Source organism: Rosenbergiella sp. YN46 (genome assembly GCF_036620675.1).
In the GTDB taxonomy this organism is placed as follows: domain Bacteria; phylum Pseudomonadota; class Gammaproteobacteria; order Enterobacterales; family Enterobacteriaceae; genus Jejubacter.
The window spans coordinates 111506-132401 of record NZ_JAZHEE010000010.1 but is presented as its reverse complement, the minus strand read 5'-3'; the positions used below and the strand labels follow the sequence as shown (position 1 = coordinate 132401).

The following is a 20896-nucleotide window of genomic DNA, read 5'->3' as shown; positions in this document are numbered from 1 at the left end:
ATTTATTTTGACGGGCGGCTGAATAAGGTGATGACGCTGTAGGATTTTTAACGTGACACAGAATTCTGAACGCTCTCTTTTTCCCTGCTGAAACTCCGGCAACCGCATTCGCCGTATCGCCTCCCGCAAGCCCACCAGCGATGCCCGCACTTCAAAATCGAAATTAGAAGCCTTTCACTTTAAAAAGCCGAAATAGAATTACCCCCCCACCAAAAATGCTCCCTCCGACAGTTCCAACCCTTAAACCTTTCATAACTTCAGAGACATCAAAAAGCAGATGACCATAAGCTATATACTTAATTAATAGCAAAGCCACGTATGATATTTCAGCAATTGCAATACCTGACAGGATCGAGCCCAGGATGACAAGTAGACAAAATTTTAATAAATTCACTCTTTTTTCCCACTTTTGAACTTATCATCAATGATTTTCTGAACAGCAGACCCCGTCATCTCTGAAGTTATAGAGCCTCCAAAATCCCCTGCGGCTCCAGGAATTTTGCTTGGCTGCATCTCTTTCGATATCCCCCATTTTTCCCTTGATCTCGGTGTACTTCAATAGATCAGGGTTAAATTTTGGGTCCCAGCCATTTGTTATAAATTTCCCTGCTGCATTAGTGATAGGTTTCACAACATAGTTACCAACCCCATAACCTAACCAGGCACCCGCCCCGTTAGTAATAGCACCAGTAACTGGATCATCACCATTTATTTGGTTAGCGAGTGCACCACCAGCAGCGTTCCCGGCAACAGTCCCTTTCCAGCCATTACCCATCGTAGCAACATTCACCCAACCAGCAACAACAGCGTTAACAGGATTAATTTCACCGTTACCTGCATATTGAACACCAGCATTTACTCCGGCACCTAGCCCCCACATAGCCAATGCTTCCCCTGGGAGTGAGGCTGCACTCCCGCTAGCAAGAGCTAACGCTACAGCATTCCTTTCATTTTTAGCTTTCTGACATGCGGCTCCGGCTGGATTATCGGAACAACTCGCCATATCAATGCCGTGCTGACGCAGCCATGCAGACTGCAAATCCTCATTCCCTGCAACAAGATTATTCTCAACAACAACGCTTTCCGTTGCGGACTTACCCGCCGCCCCCCCCCTTTTTCCCTGTCCTTTCCTGCACTTACAACCGCTTTTTCCTGCCGCTCTTCCCGCCCGGCAACTTTTTGCCCCGACGCGCTTTTCCCCTCCGGACACGCTACCGCCCCGCCCTGGCATCCTGCCTGCACGCCTTCATCTTATTCAGCCACACCGCCTCTGTCATTACCGGCTTTTCATCGTGGCGGGAGCCGGGACGCAGCTTGCTGTGGCCCGGTGAACCGCCTGCCGGGTGCGGGCTGGCGAAGCCCGCTGGGGACGGGACGGCCCCCTGTGGCGCCCCCGCCTCTGGAGCCTCCTCCCCTGCATGACCACGCCTGCCCGGGGCGGGGGGCGCTGGCTGGCGGCGGCGCGAAGAAGTGACACGTGCTGTTTGCGGGGCACGATCCGCCGCTGACAGACGACGCCGGGCGGGCATCAACGCCTTTCAGCGGAGGCCGCCAGGCCGACTTCCTTCAGGGGTTGCTTACCGACGATGACGCGCCGAACCGCCAGGGACGGCGGCACTCCCTGCGCCAGACGCGGGCGGCGCACGCCATAATGCAGATTATACGCATTAAGCCGCATGATGCGGCCTGTGTTGATGAACACGCCCGACGGCGTAGTGCGTATAATCTCCCTGCATTATGGTTAATGGCCGGGCGGCGGCCACTCCGGCACTGCATATGGCACACCGCCACCGCCGCTGACCGGCCATTTACCCCCGCGCTGCACAACCGTGAAGAAGGCAGAGCGCGCCAGGGACGGCGCGCTCTGCCGGGCCACCAACCCCCACCACCTTACCGACCTGCTCCGCTAACGTAGCTACCTCTCCGGCGGCTCCGGCGTTCCCTCCTGCGCCAGCAGATCGGCCAGCAACCCGGTCTCCTCTTCCTCCGCCGCCTCCCGCTCCGCCGGATGCGTTGACGCATGCACCGCCTGCAACGCACGGATGCTCACCTGGGTGTAGATCTGTGTACTCTCCACGCTCGCATGGCCCAGCATCGCCTGGATCCACCGCAGCTCCGCGCCGTTCTCCAGCATCTGTGTCGCCATCGCATGACGGAACAGGTGACAGCTTCCTTTCTCCACTCCCACTGCACGCAGATACGGCACCACCGCGTTAGTGATGCCGTTCACCTCCAGCCCCGCCAGACCGTCCATCGCCAGGAACAGCGCCTGACACCCCGGTTCGACAAGGATTTCCGGCCTCACATGGCTGATATAGCGATTCAGCCACCACAGCGCACGTTCGCCCACCGGCACCACCCGATCCTGTTTTCCCTTGCCCTGGATGATGGTCAGGATTTTTCGCCTGAAGTCAGGGCTGTATATCTCAAGCCTGGCCACCTCGCCCCGCCTGATGCCCGTTGACCACAGCAGCTCCATCAGCGCCCGGTCCCGGATGCCCTGTAACGTCGTCAGATCGCACTGCCCCAGCACCTCCTCCACCTGCGCCACGCTCAGGACGGTGCGCGGCAGCCGCTTCTCCAGCCGCGGCAGCTCCAGATCCGCCGCCGGATTCGCCAGCAGCAGCCCCTGTTTCGTCAGCCAGCGGAACCACACCTGCAGCGGCTGCACCGCCGTCCGCTGGGTCCGTGACGTCAGCGCCTCACCGTTCGCTTTCCGGTAGCCGTACAGCCAGCGCTGCCAGCTCTCCAGCACCGGCCGCGTCACCTCCGCCGCATAGCGGATCCCCCGCTCGTCCGCCCAGCAGATAAAGCGGTAGCAGTGATGCGTCTGCACCTTCAGCGTGCTCTCTGACCAGTTGCGCTCCCGCCGCCACTTCACGAACCGCAGCAGCAGGTTGTAAAGGCTTTTCGGGTCAGTGGCCGGACCCACCGGCTGGCGGTACACTTCATCCACGGTGAGCAGGCGATTTGAGCGGCGTTTACGGTTGACCATGATATTCGGCTCCCTGAGTGACGGACGATTAAGAAGAGGCTTCCGGTAACGAAGGCGACGGGGGTAAGGATATTTTCTTTTTCTTCCTGATTACTGCCTTTCCGTTCAGTCCGGCCGCTTTCGCCGCCGGGCCTTCTGCCGTCTGGCCTGACGCCACTTTTCTGCCTCCCGACCGCTCCCCGACCTGACCCCGACCACTGGCCGACCGTTTCTCCTTCTGCCCCGACCGCTCAGCCCCGGACCCCGACCGGCACTCACCGCCTTCGTTATCATCCGGCTTATTGCCACTTAACGAAGGCAGCGGTAACTGAACCTCTTTTCGTTTACCCCTGATTACTGCGTTTCCGTTCACCCCGACCGCTTCCGCCGCCGGGCCTTCTGCCCTCTGGCCTGACGCCGCTTTTCTGCTCCCCGACCGGGGACCGGCCTGACCCCGACCAGGGGCCGACCGTTTCTCCTTCTGCCCCGACCGCTCAGCCCCGGACCCCGACCGGTACTCACCGCCTTCGTTATCCGCTCCGGCCACCACCGCCTGCGCCACGTTCAGCAGCCCGTTCAGGTGTGCCTGGTCGCCGTCCTCACCGTCCCACAGCAGCGTATATTCATACGTCAGCCCGCGCCGGTACAGTACCAGGTACTCCATCTCCAGCAGCCGCGACAGATGCTGCTTCAGCTGCGTGTCTCCCCAGCCCAGCGAAGCGCGTACCTCCCGCCGCATGAACCGCAGCTCTTCCGCCTTCACCGCCTGCTGCTGCGCCCGCTCATGCACCCACCCCTTCAGCAGGACCAGCAGCTTCCGCGTCTGCGGCGGCATCCCGTCCAGCGTCCGCCCCAGCACCTCATGCGCCAGCCGGTTCGCAAGCGCGATATCGGACGGCTGCACCTCGATATACTCCAGCACCTGGCCCCGGTGCTCCGTTCGTTTCACCTCACGCTGGTACTGATGCAGCAGCGCCGCGCTCTGTATCAGCGTCAGGTACTTGATATGGTCGCGCCGGGTCCGGGTTCTGTCGCTCAGGAACGTCAGCTGCTCCGCGTAAGGGTTCACCACCTTCAGCGGCCGCAGCAGCCGCTGCGCGTTCTGATGCAGCCGGGTCAGGTAACTTTTTTCCGACTGTGCCAGCAGCCCTTCCAGGGTCTGCGCCTGACGCTGCCGTGCATGGATAGCCTGCGTCTGCTCCCGGCTCTCGTTTACCGTCAGTACCAGACAGCGGTTCAGCAGCTCCTCATCCACATCGCTGGCCGTGGTGGTCAGCATCAGCATCACCGGACCCTGCACCTTATACTCCCGCGTTACCAGCTCGCCGCTCTGCTCGTCCTTGCCGGTCGAGGCTATCCTCAGCTCACCATCCGACTGCAACAGCTTCAGCGCATACGCCGCCTGCCTTACGCCCTCTTCCTCTGCTATCGCCAGGATTTTATGCTGTAGCGAGGTCTCTCCCAGGTAGTAGAGGCTCTGCCCGGTCATCGCCGAGTACTGCACCCGCTCCTCTTCCGGCATCAGCCCCAGCACCGCATCCATCAGGCTGCTCTTTCCCGCTGCACTGGAGGACTGGATAAGTACCGCCAGCGGCCGCTCCAGCTTACGCGACGTCGCCGCCAGATACCCGGTCAGCAGGTTGGTCGCTTCACCCACCACCCCGCACGCTGCCAGGTCCGCCACGATTCGCTCCGTAAGCTGCGGGTCCTTCAGCAGCGCCAGCGCTGCCGCTTCCTCCTCCGCACTCAGCGCCACCGCCGCCCCCGGGCTCTCCTGCTCCGCCGCCTGCCGGGCCGCATCCTGCTGCTGCTCCAGTGCCATCAGCACCCGGCCGCACTCACGCTTTATCGCTGAGGCTTCGCACTCCAGCTCTGACGCCGCCGTGTTCACATACCCCTGCCGCTGCTTCGCGTGGTACATATCCAGCTGGTCAACATGGAAGGCACCGGTTGACTCATCCAGCACCTGCACATTGACCTTCATCACTTCCGCTGTCGTATTCTTCTGCCAGCCCCGTACCCGCCATACCCGGGGACCGCTGCGTAACTGCAGCTCGCCGGATACCGTCACCTCACAGGCCACCCTCTCCGCCGCCTGACGGACCGGCGGCCGGACAGTTAAAGGGGAAGGGGTTTCCGCGCTGACAGGCCCTGCTTCAGACGCCACCGCCGCGCCGCCTGCCGGGGCCATCCGTATCGCCTGCTCCAGCGCCAGACCCAGCACGGCTTCCGGGCTGTCGCTCTTCAGCGCGAAGGCGTTCGCATCCAGCCCCGCCGGGAACCGCACCCGCCACGCTTCGATCCCGGCACCCGCCAGTGTCTCCGCCACCGCCTCCGCACCCCGATCACCGGCCTCGTCCCGATCGAAGGCGATCAGCACCCGTTTCACCCCGTGATACTGCAACGCCGCCAGATGCCCCGCCGTGAAGCCATTCACCCCATATGCGGCGATAACATTGCGGAACCCGGCACACCAGAAGGTCATCGCATCGATCAGCGCCTCGCACAGGATCACTTCCTCCGACGCCTTCAGCGCTTCCTCATTCCACACGCCGCCCAGCGGTGATGGCAGATACAGATGCCGGGCCGAGCCTTTCTTGAGCTGGTAGTCCGCCAGCGTCCGCCGCCCGTACAGCTGCAGCACCCGGCCACGTAACGCCGGATCGTAACTTTCCGGCCAGCCCGTCACCGGCACCACCAGGCAGCCCCGGAAGTGATCCTGACGGGTGGTGTCGCGCACCACGCCCAGCGCCGTTAACCGCTGGCGAAGCTGCTTACCTTCTTTTGTGTGCGGCGACGGCAGCGCACCGGCGATCCCGTGCGCACCCGCGACCCCAGCTTAAAGTAGCTCACCAGATCGGGATGATTCAGACCGCGCTTTTCCAGCCAGGCCAGCGCCTCCGGGCTGTTCAGCAGATTCCGGTGATACCAGTCCACCGCCTGATGCAGCAGCGCCTGGCCGTCATCGTCCAGATCGGTCAGTGTCGGGTGTGGAGGGACGGTTAAGGGGGGAGGTTCAGGTGCCGTCGCTGTCTTTACCGCCTTCACCTGCGGCTGCGGGGCCGGGCTGCCGTCATCCTTCCGTGTCCAGGCCAGCCGCTCATGCAGGAACGCCACCGCCTCCCGCAGCGTCTGCCCGGTGCTTCTCATCTGCCAGTCGATAATGGAGCCACCGGCCCCGCAGCCGAAGCAGTGCCACAGCCTTTTAGACGGGGTAACGGAGCAGGACGGCGTTTTCTCCTGATGGAACGGACACAGACAGACGTAGCTTTCTCCCTGCCGCTTCAGCTTATGGCCCTGCGACTGTACCAGCGACAGCAGGCTGAGATTGTTCTTCAGGTACTCCAGCTCGTACTTCGGGATGCGGGCCATGCCTTACCTCCTGTAAAAACCTGTCAATAGCCAAAAAGTAAAAATAACTCCATTGCAGAGTACTCCATTATAGAGTAATGCCAACAGGGTTATTCAAAACAGGGAGTACCATCATGGCAACACTCACCCGACAGCAACGTAATGCCATGAACACCAGAGATGAACAGTTTTTCCGGGAGCTGGGCGCAAGGATTGCGCAGGCAAGGAAGGCACTGCAGCTGACGCAGCAGCAGCTGGCTGAACAGCTGGGGATTGCCCAGCAGACGATGGCGCACTATGAAGGCGGACGGCTCAAGGTTTCGGCATCACTGCTGCCGCAGCTGGCGCAGATCCTGAACCTGTCGCTGGATGAGCTGCTGGGCCTGCCCACCAGACGCACAGCGAAGCGCGGTCCGTCATCACGCCTGGAACAGCAGATCGATATGATCCGCCAGATGCCGATGACGAAGCAGAAGTTTGTCTCTGAGATGCTGGATAACGTGATTGGTAAAACAGAGTAGTTAACAGACGCGTTCAGGCCGTGTCCTACCACGCCCTGAACGCTGACCACAACCAACTGAACAGGAGTTGATTTATGGCTACGCAACATCATAAGCCAGGCACACCCACACTCACAACCCGCCGCTACACGGTGAGTTATATCAGCCGCCGCCATGAGCGGCGCGCTACCGGCGAGCTGCTGTATTACAGCCGCAGCCCCAGCCTTCACATCAAGGGCGACTGGCTGGCGGCGCTGGGGTTTGAGACCGGGCAGAAGATCGAGGTGATCGGTAAACCGGGACAGTTGATCGTCCAACTGGCGGGTGAGAAGTAACTGACTGGTATATAAAGTAAAATCCCGGCGCAGATGGCCGGGATTTTTATGCTATTTTTTACTTGGATCTATATAACTATATCGACTATCTACTTCCAAACCTAGTTTATTAGCAATAAGAATAACTATATTATATTCATCCATGTTTATTTTCACTTCGTAGTCAGCAACGTAATCACATAACGTTTCGAACGCTAATATACTTTCAGAATGATTTATATAGTCCAGCGCAAAATCAATAAGCGAAGGATCTAATCGATCTTTTAGCCCTTCACCTAGTTGGATTATTTGCTTATCCATATTCATCTCATTGATCTCACTTTTTTACTGGCTTAAGTACTGGTGGGGTCGGACTTGCATCCGGGAACGCCGTGATGATCTTCCCATTTGCAGGCTCATAAACAACACGGACTCTTACCCCATCTCTCTCTGCCCATGCTACCCATCTAGCTGGTTTTCCTGCATTAGTATAAGCACCACCTGTCCCTGTTTGTGCGTACCACTGTGTATCTGGAGAGGTCGCGATATCACCAACTTCATGCACAACTTTATCTGCCGACCAATTTTTCGGGAAGACTGTTTTTCCCGGATTACCAGGATAAAGATGACCTCCCTGTGTAGGACTATTACCATATAAAATATGTTGTTTAGCTTCAGCCGACAAAATATCGACATACTTTTGGTTAGAAGCTGATAAACCAAGATCAGAGCTTTTTGCAACACTAAAGAACGCCTTGGCTGCAACATACTGCATTAATTTGGCTTCGCTGGTTGGAATACCACTCGAAAGTATTTCAGCAGCCTTTTGAGGTGTCATCTGTTCATTTGACAACACTATATCAAGTGGAACACCGAAAAAATTACCCCAGGCTGAGAGCAGCCCTTTAACTGCATCCTGTCCTTCCGGCATACTTCCTTGAGCATTTTTAACCAGGGCAGCAGCTATTTCATCAGGAGATGCTCCTCCTTTCATCATTGCTGTACCCAGCGATGCCTGAGACTGACCGTAATCAGCCATCCCTTTTCCAAAATCTCCCGGACTCAGCGCATTATTCTCCGCAACGTTCTTCCCGCCACTGGCCCCGGCAGCCGCGCCAGCCACATCGCCACTGGCAATGCCGCCAGCCATACCCGCTGACAGCGTTGCCAACGTGCTTACGGTTTGCTTCTGATCTTCTGTCAGTTTCGACGGCTCTACGTCCGGGTAGAGGCTTTTCGCGATGGCTACCGCGATCACTTCGCCAGTTCCTGCGCCGATTGCGCCTGCTGCCGCACTGTTGCCCTGAAGGGCTGCTGTCACACCACCGAGAATAGCATGAGCAATGGCTTTTGCCGCTGTATTGTCATCAATCCCCGCGTGGTGACCGATGATATTCGCCAGCTCCGGTGCCGAAGCCCCGGCCAGCGCGCCTGCCATATTGCCGCCCGCCAGGCCCTGCAATGCAGCCGTCGCCGCCTGGATACCGCGCTGCATATCGCTGCCGGTACCGTACTTCTGCATTTCGTCCTTGTAGGCCTGCGAGTTACGCAGTTTAGCCAGATAAGCCTGCCGCTGTTCTTCCGTTGCGTTGGCTGGCAGGTCGCCGTAGGTTTTCTTCGCTTCATTCAGCGCATTAATTTCACCCTGCGTCCGGGCAATATCTGCCGCCTGGCTACCAATGTCGCTGATAAGGCCCACTTCCTTCAGACGGTTCTGCTCTTTCTTCTTGTCGAAGATTGGGCTGATGCTGTCGTTGGCATGTTCGGTATCGCGGCTCAGGTTCGCCACGTCCTGCTTCTGGTTCTCCTTGTCGCGGATGGTGAGAGTACCGTTCGCGATAGCGGCCTGGGTGGTGCCTTCAGCATGACCGCTGTTGCCCGCAGCAGAAATCATCCCGCCCGGCATGTTGCCCTGGAAATTATCCCCGAAGCTGCCGCCACCACTCAGGCTGATGCCGGAGTGTGAGGTTTTAAAATCAGCCTCGTTGTGCAGGTCGCTGAAGCCCAGCGTCCCGGTATCGAGGCTGTTTTTATCTGCCGTCGCCGTGGAAGCGATAACCGCACCATCAAGCTGAGTGTGGTTGCCGACGGTGATATCGAAGCCGCCATTGCCCGCATACAGCCCGGTCTGTTCGGCTACCAAGTCAAAGCGGCTCTTCATCTTATCCTGGCTGGCAGAGATGTAGCCGGAGCCCGTCATGCTGCCGAAGGTGAAGCTGCCACCTGCCGCCACGCTGGTTTGTTTGCTGTCGTAGCTGTTGCTGTCCTGCTGGCTGCGCATCAGCAGGTCGTGGCCCACGTCGGCGATAATTTTGTTGCCGTTGACCTGCGCCCCGTTGAGCACGGTGTCGTTCCCGCTCTTAATGGTCACGGTTTTGCCGCTGTCTATCGTGGTTTCAGTCCAGTCGGTGCCGTTGCCTTTGTCCTTGCCTTTTGCCGCGTTGACGTTGGCAAACACGCTGATACCTGCGCTGCCGCCACCCGCACCAATGCTCACCCCGACACCACCGCCGCTGCTGCTGTTTTTACCCGTGGTCTGCTGAGTGTTGGCCGCGCCACTGAGAATGACGTCGTGCTTCGCATCCAGCAGCGTGTCGCCACCCGCTTTAATCTGGCTTCCGGCAATCACGATATCGCCGCTGTTCGGGCCTTTGCCTTTTCCGTTCGCGGTGATGGAGAGGTTATTGCCCGCGTTCAGCGTACTGCCCGCCACCGCATCGCTCTCTGCATGTTGCTGCGATTTCGATTTCTGCGTGGTCAGCGAGAGGGCAACCCCCATCGCATTCGGGTCGGCTGTCAGGTTAGCTGCCTCAGCCGCCTGCCCGGCCTGCACGCCGGAGAGGACCGTTTTAGTGGCCTGAAGGGCTTTGAGGCGACCGTCACTCTCCTCTTTAGTGTCCTGCGCTGCGGTGACGGCGTTATTAATCGCGCTGCCAACGGTGCCCGACAGCGCCAACGTCAGCCCACTTTTCTTCTGCTCGAAGGTTTCATCGCGGGTGCGTTTGTCGTGGCCGGGGTCGATGATGACGCTGCTGCCGCTGAGGCTCATGTCCTTCCCGGCAATCAGGTCTGCGCCACCAATGTGCGCCTGGTTTCCGGCCGCAATCACCACGTTACCGCCCGTCGAGCCGACGGTGCTGAAGCTCTGGCTTTGTGTGGTGCCTGCCTCGCGCAGGTCGTGGGTGGTCTTGCTGCTGCCGATGGTGAAGCCGATACCGCCGCTGCCCATCAGGCCGCTCTTCTTCTCTTCTTTAAAGCGCCACGAAGAATCGGTGTTGGTGGCCGCCACGATATCGATGTTGTTGCCCGCCCCCAGCGCCACGGTGTTGTCGCCCACCACGGAGGAGCCTTTCACCAGCAGGTTGTTGCCTGCCTGCACGGTGACGTTATCACCGGAAAGCAGCGTGCCTGCTTCACGCGTCGCACTGTCTTCCTCGATGGTGTGAGTTGTTTTCTTGCTGAGGAACCCTTTTTTGGTCTTCGTCTGCTCTTTGTAGTGGTACTCACTTTCCGTCGCGGTGGTCAGGTTCACGTCACGGCCTGCCGCCACGCCGATATCGCCGCTGGCGGTCACATGTGCGGCTTCGCTGTTCACATCACGTCCGGCGATAATCGTGGTGTTGCCAGAACTTGCGATTTCGGAGCCCTGCTGGCGCACGGACTCGTCGATAACGGTTTTCTTCTTGCTATGCGAGCTACTGCCGGTCACGGTTTCTTCCGCCAGCAGATTCACGTCACGTCCGGCCTGAATACCGACATTTTTCTCAGCCGCGATACCCGCCGCCTGGCTGGTAACGTCCCGCCCGGCGACCAGCGTCACGTTATCGCCCGCTGAAAGCGTGGTTCTGTCCGCACTGCTCTGATGGCTTTCGCTGCCGCCCGTGCGGCTGTTCTGCCCGTTGCCTGCCGAGTTAAGTTTGAGGTCATTACCTGCTACCAGTTGCGCGGTTTTGCCTGCATCGAGGTGGCTGGCCGTCACATTCAGGTCGTGGCCTGCCTGCATCAGCGCGTTACCGCCCGCCATGATGCTGCTGCCCTGGTTCGAGGTGGACGACGATGATGTGTCTTTCTGACGCCAGAAGCCGGACTGGCTGCTGCTGTTGGTAATCTGATTGGCGGCGATATTGATGTTGTTACCTGCCCCCATCGCGAGGTCGCCGCCTGCGGCCACCTTCGCGCCGGTGATGTTGATGTCGTTCGCCGCATCCATGTACAGGCCGTCGCTGGCGCTGATGGAGGCGGTCTGGCCGACGTCGGTGCCGCTGACGTGGACGTTTCCGCGACGGCTGTCGTCGCCCACACTCCACTGCTGTGCCTGCGTGATGTTGTTGATGCTGCCGCCCGTGCTTTCCAGTTGCACGGTTTTACCGCTGATGGACGAGCTAATATTGTTGATATCGCCCAGCGCGCTCAGGTTCAGCCCGCCACCGGCGCTGATAAGCCCGGCGTTAAGGTTGCTGAGGCTGTTGCTGCTGTCGATGGTAAGCCCGTTCTGCGCCAGCAGCGAACTGCCGCTGTTGGTGACGTTGCTGCCCGCCAGTTGCACGTTGTTGCCGCTGATTACGCTGCCGCTCTGTACCGTCACGTCTTTTGGCGACAGATACACTTTCGGCACCATCACGGTCTGTCCGTTGATGGTGGCACTTTCATACCACAGAATGCTGTGGTCGAGCGCCGCCACCTGGTCAGCCGTCAACGCCACGCCAAACTTCAGGCCGAGCGAGGTCTGTGCATCTGCCGCACTGTCCATCAGGTAGCGCATCTGGTCGAGGTCAGAGCCGAGTCCGTTGATATAGCGCGTCCCGGTCTGGTTCAGCACAGTGTTGCTGACATAGCGCGTATCAAAGGCCGCATCGCCAAGGAAGCGGTAGTCCTTGTCCGGGTTCAGATGGAGCCGGTCAAGCATGTACGACGAGCCAAGGAACTGGTTTACATCAGTGTACTGGCTGCCCGTCTCGCGCGGGGCCGCGCCCGGGTTCATACCGAGCAGCTTATACAAATCGCCAAACAGCGACGGGTCGAGCTGACCGAGGCCGTCGAGTTTAGGGTTAACGGTGATCAGATACGGGCTGTCCGGATCGGTCGACGGCACAAAGTAACCATTGTTGCCGGAGGGGAGCGGGTAGTTGCTGTCGATACCACCTGGCACCAGCCCCGTGCCGCCGCCGATAGTCTGGCTGGCAGTGGTGTCCTGCCAGTCCGGGCCAGTAATCGCCTGAGTTCCAGCATCCGTCAGCGCCTGCGGGCCCGCACCGCCACCGATGTTCTGCGCCGAAGGCGTATTCAGGTCAGGTTTTGTGATGGTGTTGCTGATTTTGCCCGCGTGGGCGGTGCTGTTGGTATTGCTGATGTCGTTGGTGAATGTTGCGTTGACGTTGCCACCCGCCTGGATCACCGCCCGGTATTGCTGGTTATCTGCCGCGTAATCAGTCCAGATATCTGCAAAATCATAGGCGATCCCCTTATCCGCATTCTCCTTCTTGGCTTTCAGCCACCCTTCCACGGTCTGCCCTCTGGGGAACGGATCGTAATCGGTGGTGCAATATGGTTCACAACTCCAGGTAAATTTCTCCCAGGTCGACCACTTGCCGGCTTCAGCAGAAGCATTATTCAGGGTGCCTCCGTGCAGGGTGATATCACCGTTTGCCAGCAGGTAGCTGGATTCATTGGTCAGTGTACCGGCGTTCACCGTCAGATTGTTGCCGGAAGCAATACGACCTGCCCCACCGTTCGCGGTGACGGTCGTTTCTTTCTGATTCACCAGCACCGTTTTTTCATCGTAGGTGAAAGCCGGTACCAGCCAGTGAGAAGTCGTACAGTGGGTATTCACGCCTCCGGTACACAGGGTATCCGATGCCACCCCAAGGTTATCTTCACCGAGAGACACATAGGAAACATGCAACCATGACTGGTCAGACGGCATAAACTCCTGGTATGAGGTGTCCACCTTCAGACCGTCACGGGTATTCAGAAGGTTTGCGGTGTTGATGCTGATGTTGCCATTGACTGTCTCAATACTGCCGGAACGATTAATCACCTCAGTATTCGCCGCCCCGCTGGTGTCTTTCTGCATCACCAGGTTATTGCCCGCCAGCATATCGCCGCGCAGGTTCTGAATGCTGCTGGCAAACAGCGACAGATTATTCCCCGCATACAGCAGGGCGGTGTTGATGATTGACCTCGCTGCCGTCAGTGCCAGGCTACCCGCCGTGCCGGTAAAGCCTTCGAGGGTGATATTGCCCCGGCTGGTCAGGCTGACGTCGCCGCCTGCCTGCAAACTGCCGCTGGCATTCATGGCAATCTGGCTACCGTTCAGCGATGTGGTACCCGTTCCGGCGGTCAGTTGCCCGTTGTTGATGAGTGTGCCGGTGGCATTCAGCGTGATGCCGTTGCCCTGCAATGTGGTACCGTTGGTGATGTCGCCCTGGCTGCTGACAGAGAGCTGCTTGTTCGCGGCGATAACGCCCTGGGTGGTCAGGCTGTTGACCAGTTTCAGCGTCAGGTTGCCGAGTGCAACTAACTGGCCTGCGCCACTGAGCGTGGCCAGTTCAGCAACCATATCGCCGCCGCTGAAGACCTTACCGTTGGTATTATTGAGCGACTCGCCTTTAATCTTCAGGCTCTGGTTGCCGAGCAGCGTGCCGCTGCTGGTGACGGTCTGCGTGTTGACGTTCAGTTGTGCGGCCTGGACGGTGCCGCCGTTGGTCAGACTGTTACCGGTGAGCGTCGCCTGGTTCGTCGCCATCACCGTGCCGTTGCTGGCAAGCTTCGCCACGTTCAGCACCAGGTTCGTGGCCTGCAACCAGCCGCTGCCGCTGTAGTCCGGCGTGGTGAAGCTCAGGTCATCGCCGGAGAGGATTTTGCCGTTATTACGCGTCTGTGCGGTGGCGTTAAGCGTGGTTTTGCCGTTGCCCTGAATGGTGCCATCGTTGGTGAATGATGGTGCCGTGATGCTGAGTGCATTCTGGCTGAGAATAATGCCGCTGCTCTGGTTGGTCAGGGCATTCAGCAGGGTGAGCGTCAGGCCGCTGTCACCCTGCACGCGTCCGCTGTTGCTGAGCGAGCGGGCGTTAATTCGCGTATCCGCGCCCTGGAGTTGTCCGCTGTTGCTGATGTCCTGAGCTTTGACGTTAAGCAGCCCGCCGGTCAGCATTTTGCCCTGCTGTTGCAGGTTACCGCTGAGCGTCACGCCCAGGCCGTTCACGCCGCTGATTTCGCCGCTGTTGGTCAGTGAATCCCCTTTCACCGCTAGCGTTTTGGCACTGATTAATCCTTGGTTGCTCAGCGCTTTGCCGGTCAGGCGGGCGTCGCCCAGGGCGGTGATTTTGCTGCCGGTGATGGCTGTCACGTCGCCGCTCAGGGTCAGCGCTAAATCCAGCGCACTCTGAATCGCACCGCTGTTGGTCAGGCTACTGCCGTCTACGGTGATGTTCTGGCCCTGTAATCTGCCGCTGTTGGTGATGTCGCCTGCGGTGACAGTCAGCGCCTGCTGGCTCAGCAGGTCGCCGCTGTTGTTCAGTGCGTCTGCGCTGTTCAGCGTCAGGCCGTTCAGGCCGGTAACGGTGCCCTGGTTACCGATGCTGTCCTGGGTAAGACTGAGCGTGCTGCCCTGAAGCGTGCCGCTGTTGCTGAGCGTCCTGCCGGTCAGGCTCATCCCGCCAGAGGAAAGCAGGTTGCCGTTGTTGGTGAGTGTCGGGGCGCTGAGAGTGAAATTGCCCTGACTCATCAGGTCGCCGCTATTGAGCAGCGAGTTTGTCAGGGTGCTGTTCAGGTTGCCCGTCGCGAGGAGTGAGCCCGTATTACTCCAGTCTGCACCGTTGACGCTGAGGTCCTGCCCCTGGGTGGTCCCGGCGGTAGTGAGCTGCTGAGCGGTAATATCAAGGTCACCCGCCGTCAGCCAGCGACCGTCAGCGCCCTGCGAAAGTGTGTCCCCGGCAAGCACCAGGGTATCCGTCCCCTGCAACAGGCCGTCGTTAGTCAGCGTACTGCTGTTAAGGGCCAGGCTGTTGCCGATAACCTTTCCACTGTTATCCGTACGCTGCCCCTGAAGGGTAAGCGCGGCGTCACTGACTATCTGCCCCTGGTTGTGGATATCAGCACCGTGCAGTGTCATCGCACCCGCGCTGTATACCGTCCCTTCCGGGGCATTGCTGAATGTGTCGCTGTTCAGGGTCAGCAGGGAGTCACTTTGCAGCACGCCGCTGTTATTCAGCGTATTCACATCAAGTGAGAGTGCGCTGCCAAGTAACTGGCCGCTGTTGCTGAAACGCTGCCCGTGAAGCGCGATGGTGGCATCGCTGGCTATCACGCCCTGGCTGGTGATATCCGGGATATCCAGCGTCAGTGCACCTGTGCTGTAAAGTGTGCCATCCTGTAAATTGTTCAGCCTGTCGGTGTGCAGCGCCAGCAGTGCATTGCCCTGCAACTGACCGCTGTTGGTCAGCGTCTGTGAGCTGGTGGTGAGCGCTGAAGCCACCACGCTGCCGCTGTTATTCAGTTCCGGTGCGGCCAGCGTGACCGTCTCCGCACTGCTTTTGCCACTGTGGGTCAGCTTTTCACGGGCATTAATCGTTATTGCCTTCTGTGCCGCCTGGGTGCCGGTAAGCGTGGCAACGTGTGTGTCGATCATGAGGCTGTTACTGCTCAACACCTGCGCCGTGGCGGCGGTGCTGAGCGTGTCGCTTTGCAGGCGGATATCGCCACCCGCGCTGGTTTCCCCGTCGAGCGTGGCGGTGGTGGTATTCAGCGCCACCGTGCCGTCACTGTGGGTAACGCTGTTTTTACCGGAGGTCAGGGTCTGCGCACTAACCGTCAGCCCTTTGCCGCCGGAGAGCGTGCCGTTCTGCGTCACGTTTTGCGCTTTCAGCGTCAGCGTATCGTCGCTCGCCAGCGAGCCGGTATTCGTCAGCTTCCCGCTGGCGGTGATATCCGTTTTACCTTTCGCGCCGGTGCTGCCGCTCTGGGTTAAATCATTGGTATTGACGGTCAGGTTGCCGCCACTCAGCAGCGAACCACTGTTGTTGAGGGAAGTGCTGTTGATGGCGAGCTGGTTACCCTGAACAGAACCGCTGTTCGTCAGCGTACCGGCATTGAGTTGTGTGCTGCCTTTTGCCAGCAGCCTGCCGTCCTGGGTCAGGGTGGTGGCGCTTACCGTCAGGTTTTGTCCGGCGGTATTCTGGCCTTGCGTGGTGAGTGAGTCACTGGCTTTAGCCGCGATATTCCGCGCGGCGTTAATCTGGCTCGCCGCATCCTGGCGGATATGTTTCGCGGCAAGCGTCGCATCGCCCCCGGCAGTCAGCTTTTCATTCGCGTGGGAAATCGTGCCGCTGGCATTGAGCACCAGGTCGCCGTCGCTGTTCAGTGAGCCGTTGCTGAGCGCGATATCGCTCTGGCTGTTCAGGCTGATATTACCGCCGGCTTTATGGTCGCCGGTGAAAGCAATGTTCTGGCCTTTGGCCGTGATAGCACCGCTGGCAAGGCTGTTATGCACGGTGAGCTTGCCACTGGCATCGAGGGTGATATCCCCCTGGCGGGCATTGAGGTCGCCGAGGTTCACCCCGACGCCTTTCTCGCTGGACACCAGATGAATACGGTTAGCGTACATCCCGCCCAGCGCGCCGGTATCAACCGCTACGGTTGGTGCAGTGCCTTCCCCCTGCTGCGCCTGTACGCTGCCGTCCGCGTTAACGCGATTCGCGCCAGCAATGACCTTTAAATCCTTCGCGTGGATGGCGGCATTCACTTCGGTGGCGCGCGAGATGATGGACAGCGCATCGCTGCCGCTGGCATCTATCCCTTTTCCTTCGATGGTGATACTGCCACCTTTCACATCCAGCGCCTGTAAATTACCGCTGGCATCAAAAACCGGCTTACCGGTGGTCAGGGTGGCCTGCGGGGTGTTGATAAACCCGCAGCCGTTACAGGTGATGCCGTACGGGTTCGCCACCATCACGTTCGCCGCCTTGCCCGCCACTTCAGTGTAACCGTTGAGCTGTGAACGGTTGCCGCCGGTCACTTCGTTGACGATGCCTTTCGCTTCCCTGCCTGCTTTCAGGTTGGCGTTGCCGTTAATCAGCCCGCCGAGCTGCGTCGGGTTCAGTTTGCCCGTGGCGTTGTTGAGGATAAGTCCCTCTTTGCCAACGTTGTAATCCTTAAACTGGTTGTGCGAAATTCCCGCCCCGTTCGGCGTATTGATGTTCACCACCGGCACGCCGTTCGCCGCTTTGTCCATTTTTGCCCCGTTCTGCGGGGTAATCACCGCCGCAACCGCAGGCAGCAATGGCTGGCCTGCCAGCAGGGCGCTCACCAGATAGCTGAGCAGACGATACGTTAAGCGAACGGGAGGCTGGTGCATGGTAATAATCCTTTAAAACGCGACGGCAACGCGGTAGTAAATGCTGACGTGATCCGGACCGAGCCAGTCCGGGTAAACCAGAGGTAATCCGACGGTAAACGAGGTGGACACATGTCCACTGGCGGTACTCAGCCCGGCGGCGGTGCCCCAGAGCGTGCCCGCCGAGTAAGGATCGAGCCTGTCGGAATGCAGCCAGCCGCCGTCGAGAGCCGCCAGCGCGCTCACCTGGCCGATAACCGGCAGCGTGAATAGGACCCAGTTGAGTTCATTTCGCCAGTAGGCACCGTTGTCACCGGAAATGCTCTGCTCTTTAAAGCCGCGCACCGAGCTTTCGCCGCCGAGGGTCATCCGTTCGCTGCCGTACAGGCGGTCTGGCGTCCACTGCCCGTAGACACTGGCGAGCCACCACAGGTTTTCTGCAACGGGGCGCTGGAAGCTGGCGTTGAGGCTCCATTTGCGGAATTCGGCTTTTGGCAGGTCACCGTTTTTATTGCCGTCACTTTCGGCACCGAGCCACGGCATGCCGTGGCTGAAGGTCGGGTTAAACGTCGCCACGCCACCGAACATTTTCTGGGTGTGGTTCAGGCCAAATAGCAGGCTGGTGAGCTTGCGGCTGCTGCTCTGTAACAGGACATCATCGAGATAATTGCGGTTGCTGCGGTGGCTCAGGCCGACAGACACACCGGTTTTGATATCACCGTTGCGGAACAACACGTGCGAGAGATTGACGCGGTGGGTTTCGGTGTCACCGCTGGAACGCCAGAGGTAGCCGTTGTTGTCGATAGTACTGAGGTAGTTGTTCCAGCTATAGCTGTAGTCCAGCAGGCTGTAGCCGTAGGGGATACTGACACCGGCGGCAAAGTTCTGTGCATCCTTCAAATTTGAAAATGCGCTGCTGCGCCCGCCGCTGACGAACCAGCTATCTGCCAGACCCAGCAGGTTATTCCCTGTCAGACCAGCATTAATCTGCCCGACGCCGGTACTTTTTTGCCCGCTGTTGTCGAAACTGACGGAGGCAGAAAGCGGAAATTCAGGTGTCGCCGTCAGATGAACAATCGACCAGCCCTGTTTGCTACCCGGTAATATTTCAATCTGTACCGGCGTGGTGCGCGTGCGGTTAATTTGCTCCATGCCCTGCTCAATATCGCGCAAGTTTAACACCCGCCCTTCCAGCCCCGGAAAGGTCATTTTCAGTTCGCGTTCGGGCGCACCATCCATCCTGATTTTTTCGAGTCGCCCTTCGAGTATTGCGAGGTGCAACTCACCGGAGCGTAAATCCTGTTCGGTCAGAAAAGCGCGGCTGGTGATATAGCCCCGGCTGATATACCAGTCGGAAACGGCGTTGGTAAGCTGGTTAATACGTGCCATATCCAGGCACTGACCGCGCCACGGCGAGAGCAGTTTTTGTTGCTGGCGCGCATTTATCAGCGTGGCTCCATCAAGAGAGATGTTATTGATGGTAAAACAGGGGCCTTTGAGGGCTTCGGGTTTATTCGGTATGGCGGTTTTGGGAAGGGGCGTCACCTGCTCCAGCGCATCTCGCTGCTGCTGGCTCTGGCGCAGTAACTGCTGTTGTTGCTGTTCAATGCTGTCTCTGTCGGCGGGTGACATAAAGGCGGCGGATACTGACTGGCTGAGGGCCAACAACAGCACTGCCGGGTACAGAGGCTTCATCCCTAATCCTGTTATTTTATCGTTATTATGCTGTGTACTTTTTCCACGAAATGAACCATTTCAACACATTTTGTTGCATTTGTGAACGCCGCACGAGCCTCAGATACGGAAAACAGTCCACTCCCATGAGATTACAGGTCAGATAACGGACTGATAATGAAAAATAAACATCGAATAATCATGTTTTTCAAAATAATGATTCAAAACCACTTCAAATAGTATTCACACCGCTATGGAAACGGATTAGTCTTCGTCCCGACTGACTGTACGGATCAGTCAATCCAGAAGCGCGTCTAAATAATCGGCCCATATCTGCAACCATTTTTTACACTCAGCGTCATATTTATATAGATTATAAATACCTTCTACTCCGCCTTTGGTATGCCCAAGAACAGCCTCAGCGACTTCATTAGGACATTGTAATCGTGATAACCCTGTCCGTACCGTCCGTCTTAGATCATGAGGCGTCCAACTCGGTATATCCAGCATTTGCCCCTGCTCACGCATACGCCAGGCATTCTCGGTAAGATATTTCTGCTGTATAGGTAATTTTGTACGAGAAGAAGGGAAAAGATAGGTATCAGAATTAAGCCGCAGAATCTTCAAAAAGTTGATGGCTTGAGTGGACAATTGCACATAGCGCTTAATGCCTGTTTTGGTTTCTCTAAGATGAATGGTGCCTTTTTCAAGATCAACATCCTTCCATGCCATATTGCAGACTTCACCGGTACGACACCCGGTCCAGAGAGTCAGACGTAACACGTTTTTAATCGTTGGCGTGTAAGCCGAACCCGGAAGCCATTTAAGGAATTTTGCAAGCTCGTCCTCGCTCAGTACTCGTGTTCCACGTCCGTTTGTGAGCTTGATTCTGGTCTGTCGTAAGCTAGATTTCGCTAACAGCGCTGGATTCGCAAAACTGTCATCAAAGCGCCCAAGTCCAATTGCAAATTCATATGCGAGTGAAAGCTCTCTCAGTACATTCCCTGCCTGTACGGTTGCACCTCGAGCTACAATGCCATTGATTAAATTAATGACATCCTGGCGCGTAATATCAACAGCATTCCGGGTTCCTAAGCTTTTAACAGCGTCACCATAGAGAGTACGACGAACCTCAGCCTGCCCTTTCGGCTTTCTGGCACCGGGAATGACCTTCCCGTCCTTCGTTTTACGATCCTCAATACGTTCGGTAAGATACAGTTCAACCAATCCCTGTACGGTCAATTCAGGGATCTTAGCCTGTTCAACTTCAATCGCACGCTGGAGCTTATCTTGTTTGAGTTCAGTCGCAGGGCACCGACCTTCCTGTCGGAGGAGCTTTAATTCGTGGAGTTTGAGACGTGCAGCGGCGAGAGAAGTCTGCGGAAAGTTACCAATTTTAACCTGAGCAAGCTTGCCAGTCAGAGGACTTGTGTAACGGTAGAAAAAAGACTTAACCCCAGTTGCACCGCAGGAGACACGTAAGCCACGATTTTCGCCTACATCAGCCTTATCTTTGTCGCCAGGCTTCATCATTTCTACCGCTTTAAACGAAAGTGGCTTTCCCTCTTGTTTTCCTACCATAAAGACTCCGTTATCATGCACCTTATGCAGTCATGAACATAAATGTAGGTTGCACTGTATGTGCCCATATTTTACCAGGCCACAGGTTGGCAAGCTACACTTTAACCTACATTTAAATGTAGGATTTCATGATATTCGATGAGACATAGTGAAACCTAATGATAACTAC

General features: G+C 57.8%; 9 protein-coding genes and 1 pseudogene. 2 read left to right on the top strand and 8 right to left on the bottom strand.

Translation table 11 applies throughout. The features are described 5' to 3' along the window. Nucleotides 1–421: 421 nt before the first annotated feature. The 4 genes and pseudogenes from V3W49_RS10415 to V3W49_RS10400 form a co-directional block, all read right to left on the bottom strand. Nucleotides 422–1210 carry a hypothetical protein gene (locus V3W49_RS10415; protein WP_500145281.1) on the bottom strand — a complete coding sequence of 263 codons (789 nt, stop codon included), beginning with the start codon at nucleotides 1208–1210 and terminating at the stop codon, nucleotides 422–424. Nucleotides 1211–1528: 318 nt separating this feature from the next. Next, nucleotides 1529–1678 (bottom strand): hypothetical protein, encoded by a 150-nt coding sequence (locus V3W49_RS10410; protein WP_500145280.1) that lies wholly within the window; start codon nucleotides 1676–1678, stop codon nucleotides 1529–1531. Between the two features lie 237 nt (nucleotides 1679–1915). Continuing rightward, a complete protein-coding gene (gene xerC, locus V3W49_RS10405; protein ID WP_500145279.1) occupies nucleotides 1916–2995 on the bottom strand; it encodes a site-specific tyrosine recombinase XerC in 1080 nt (359 codons plus the stop codon). A gap of 28 nt (nucleotides 2996–3023) precedes the next feature. After that, nucleotides 3024–6346: pseudogene (locus tag V3W49_RS10400) on the bottom strand (CHC2 zinc finger domain-containing protein). Nucleotides 6347–6459: 113 nt separating this feature from the next. Here V3W49_RS10400 and V3W49_RS10395 point away from each other — a divergent pair. Then, nucleotides 6460–6846, top strand: coding sequence for a helix-turn-helix domain-containing protein (locus V3W49_RS10395; RefSeq protein WP_500145278.1), 387 nt, complete (start codon nucleotides 6460–6462; stop codon nucleotides 6844–6846). 74 nt (nucleotides 6847–6920) lie between these two features. After that, on the top strand, nucleotides 6921–7160 hold the full coding sequence (locus V3W49_RS10390) for a SymE family type I addiction module toxin (protein ID WP_500145277.1): 240 nt from the start codon (nucleotides 6921–6923) through the stop codon (nucleotides 7158–7160). A 51-nt stretch (nucleotides 7161–7211) separates the two neighbouring features. Here V3W49_RS10390 and V3W49_RS10385 read toward each other — a convergent pair whose 3' ends face one another. The 4 genes from V3W49_RS10385 to V3W49_RS10370 all read right to left on the bottom strand — a co-directional run bounded on the left by V3W49_RS10385 (nucleotide 7212) and on the right by V3W49_RS10370 (nucleotide 20727). After that, nucleotides 7212–7460, bottom strand: coding sequence for a MafI family immunity protein (locus tag V3W49_RS10385; RefSeq protein WP_500145276.1), 249 nt, complete (start codon nucleotides 7458–7460; stop codon nucleotides 7212–7214). 16 nt (nucleotides 7461–7476) lie between these two features. Beyond that, the gene (locus tag V3W49_RS10380; RefSeq protein ID WP_500145275.1) at nucleotides 7477–17493 is read right to left on the bottom strand and encodes a hemagglutinin repeat-containing protein; all 10017 of its coding nucleotides are present in this window, start codon (nucleotides 17491–17493) and stop codon (nucleotides 7477–7479) included. Between the two features lie 12 nt (nucleotides 17494–17505). Continuing rightward, on the bottom strand, nucleotides 17506–19167 hold the full coding sequence (locus tag V3W49_RS10375; protein WP_500145274.1) for a ShlB/FhaC/HecB family hemolysin secretion/activation protein: 1662 nt from the start codon (nucleotides 19165–19167) through the stop codon (nucleotides 17506–17508). 276 nt (nucleotides 19168–19443) lie between these two features. Further along, complete coding sequence (locus V3W49_RS10370) at nucleotides 19444–20727, bottom strand: tyrosine-type recombinase/integrase (protein ID WP_500145273.1); 1284 nt, start codon at nucleotides 20725–20727, stop codon at nucleotides 19444–19446. Nucleotides 20728–20896: the final 169 nt, after the last annotated feature.

Excerpts from the sequence above, each read along its gene's own strand:
- V3W49_RS10410 (WP_500145280.1), bottom strand. The coding sequence starts at position 1,678 with ATGCGGCTTAATGCGTATAATCTGCATTATGGCGTGCGCCGCCCGCGT.
- V3W49_RS10380 (WP_500145275.1), bottom strand. The coding sequence starts at position 17,493 with ATGCACCAGCCTCCCGTTCGCTTAACGTATCGTCTGCTCAGCTATCTG.
- V3W49_RS10375 (WP_500145274.1), bottom strand. The coding sequence starts at position 19,167 with ATGAAGCCTCTGTACCCGGCAGTGCTGTTGTTGGCCCTCAGCCAGTCA.
- V3W49_RS10370 (WP_500145273.1), bottom strand. The coding sequence starts at position 20,727 with ATGGTAGGAAAACAAGAGGGAAAGCCACTTTCGTTTAAAGCGGTAGAA.
- xerC (WP_500145279.1), bottom strand. The coding sequence starts at position 2,995 with ATGGTCAACCGTAAACGCCGCTCAAATCGCCTGCTCACCGTGGATGAA.
- V3W49_RS10385 (WP_500145276.1), bottom strand. The coding sequence starts at position 7,460 with ATGGATAAGCAAATAATCCAACTAGGTGAAGGGCTAAAAGATCGATTA.
- V3W49_RS10395 (WP_500145278.1), top strand. The coding sequence starts at position 6,460 with ATGGCAACACTCACCCGACAGCAACGTAATGCCATGAACACCAGAGAT.
- V3W49_RS10390 (WP_500145277.1), top strand. The coding sequence starts at position 6,921 with ATGGCTACGCAACATCATAAGCCAGGCACACCCACACTCACAACCCGC.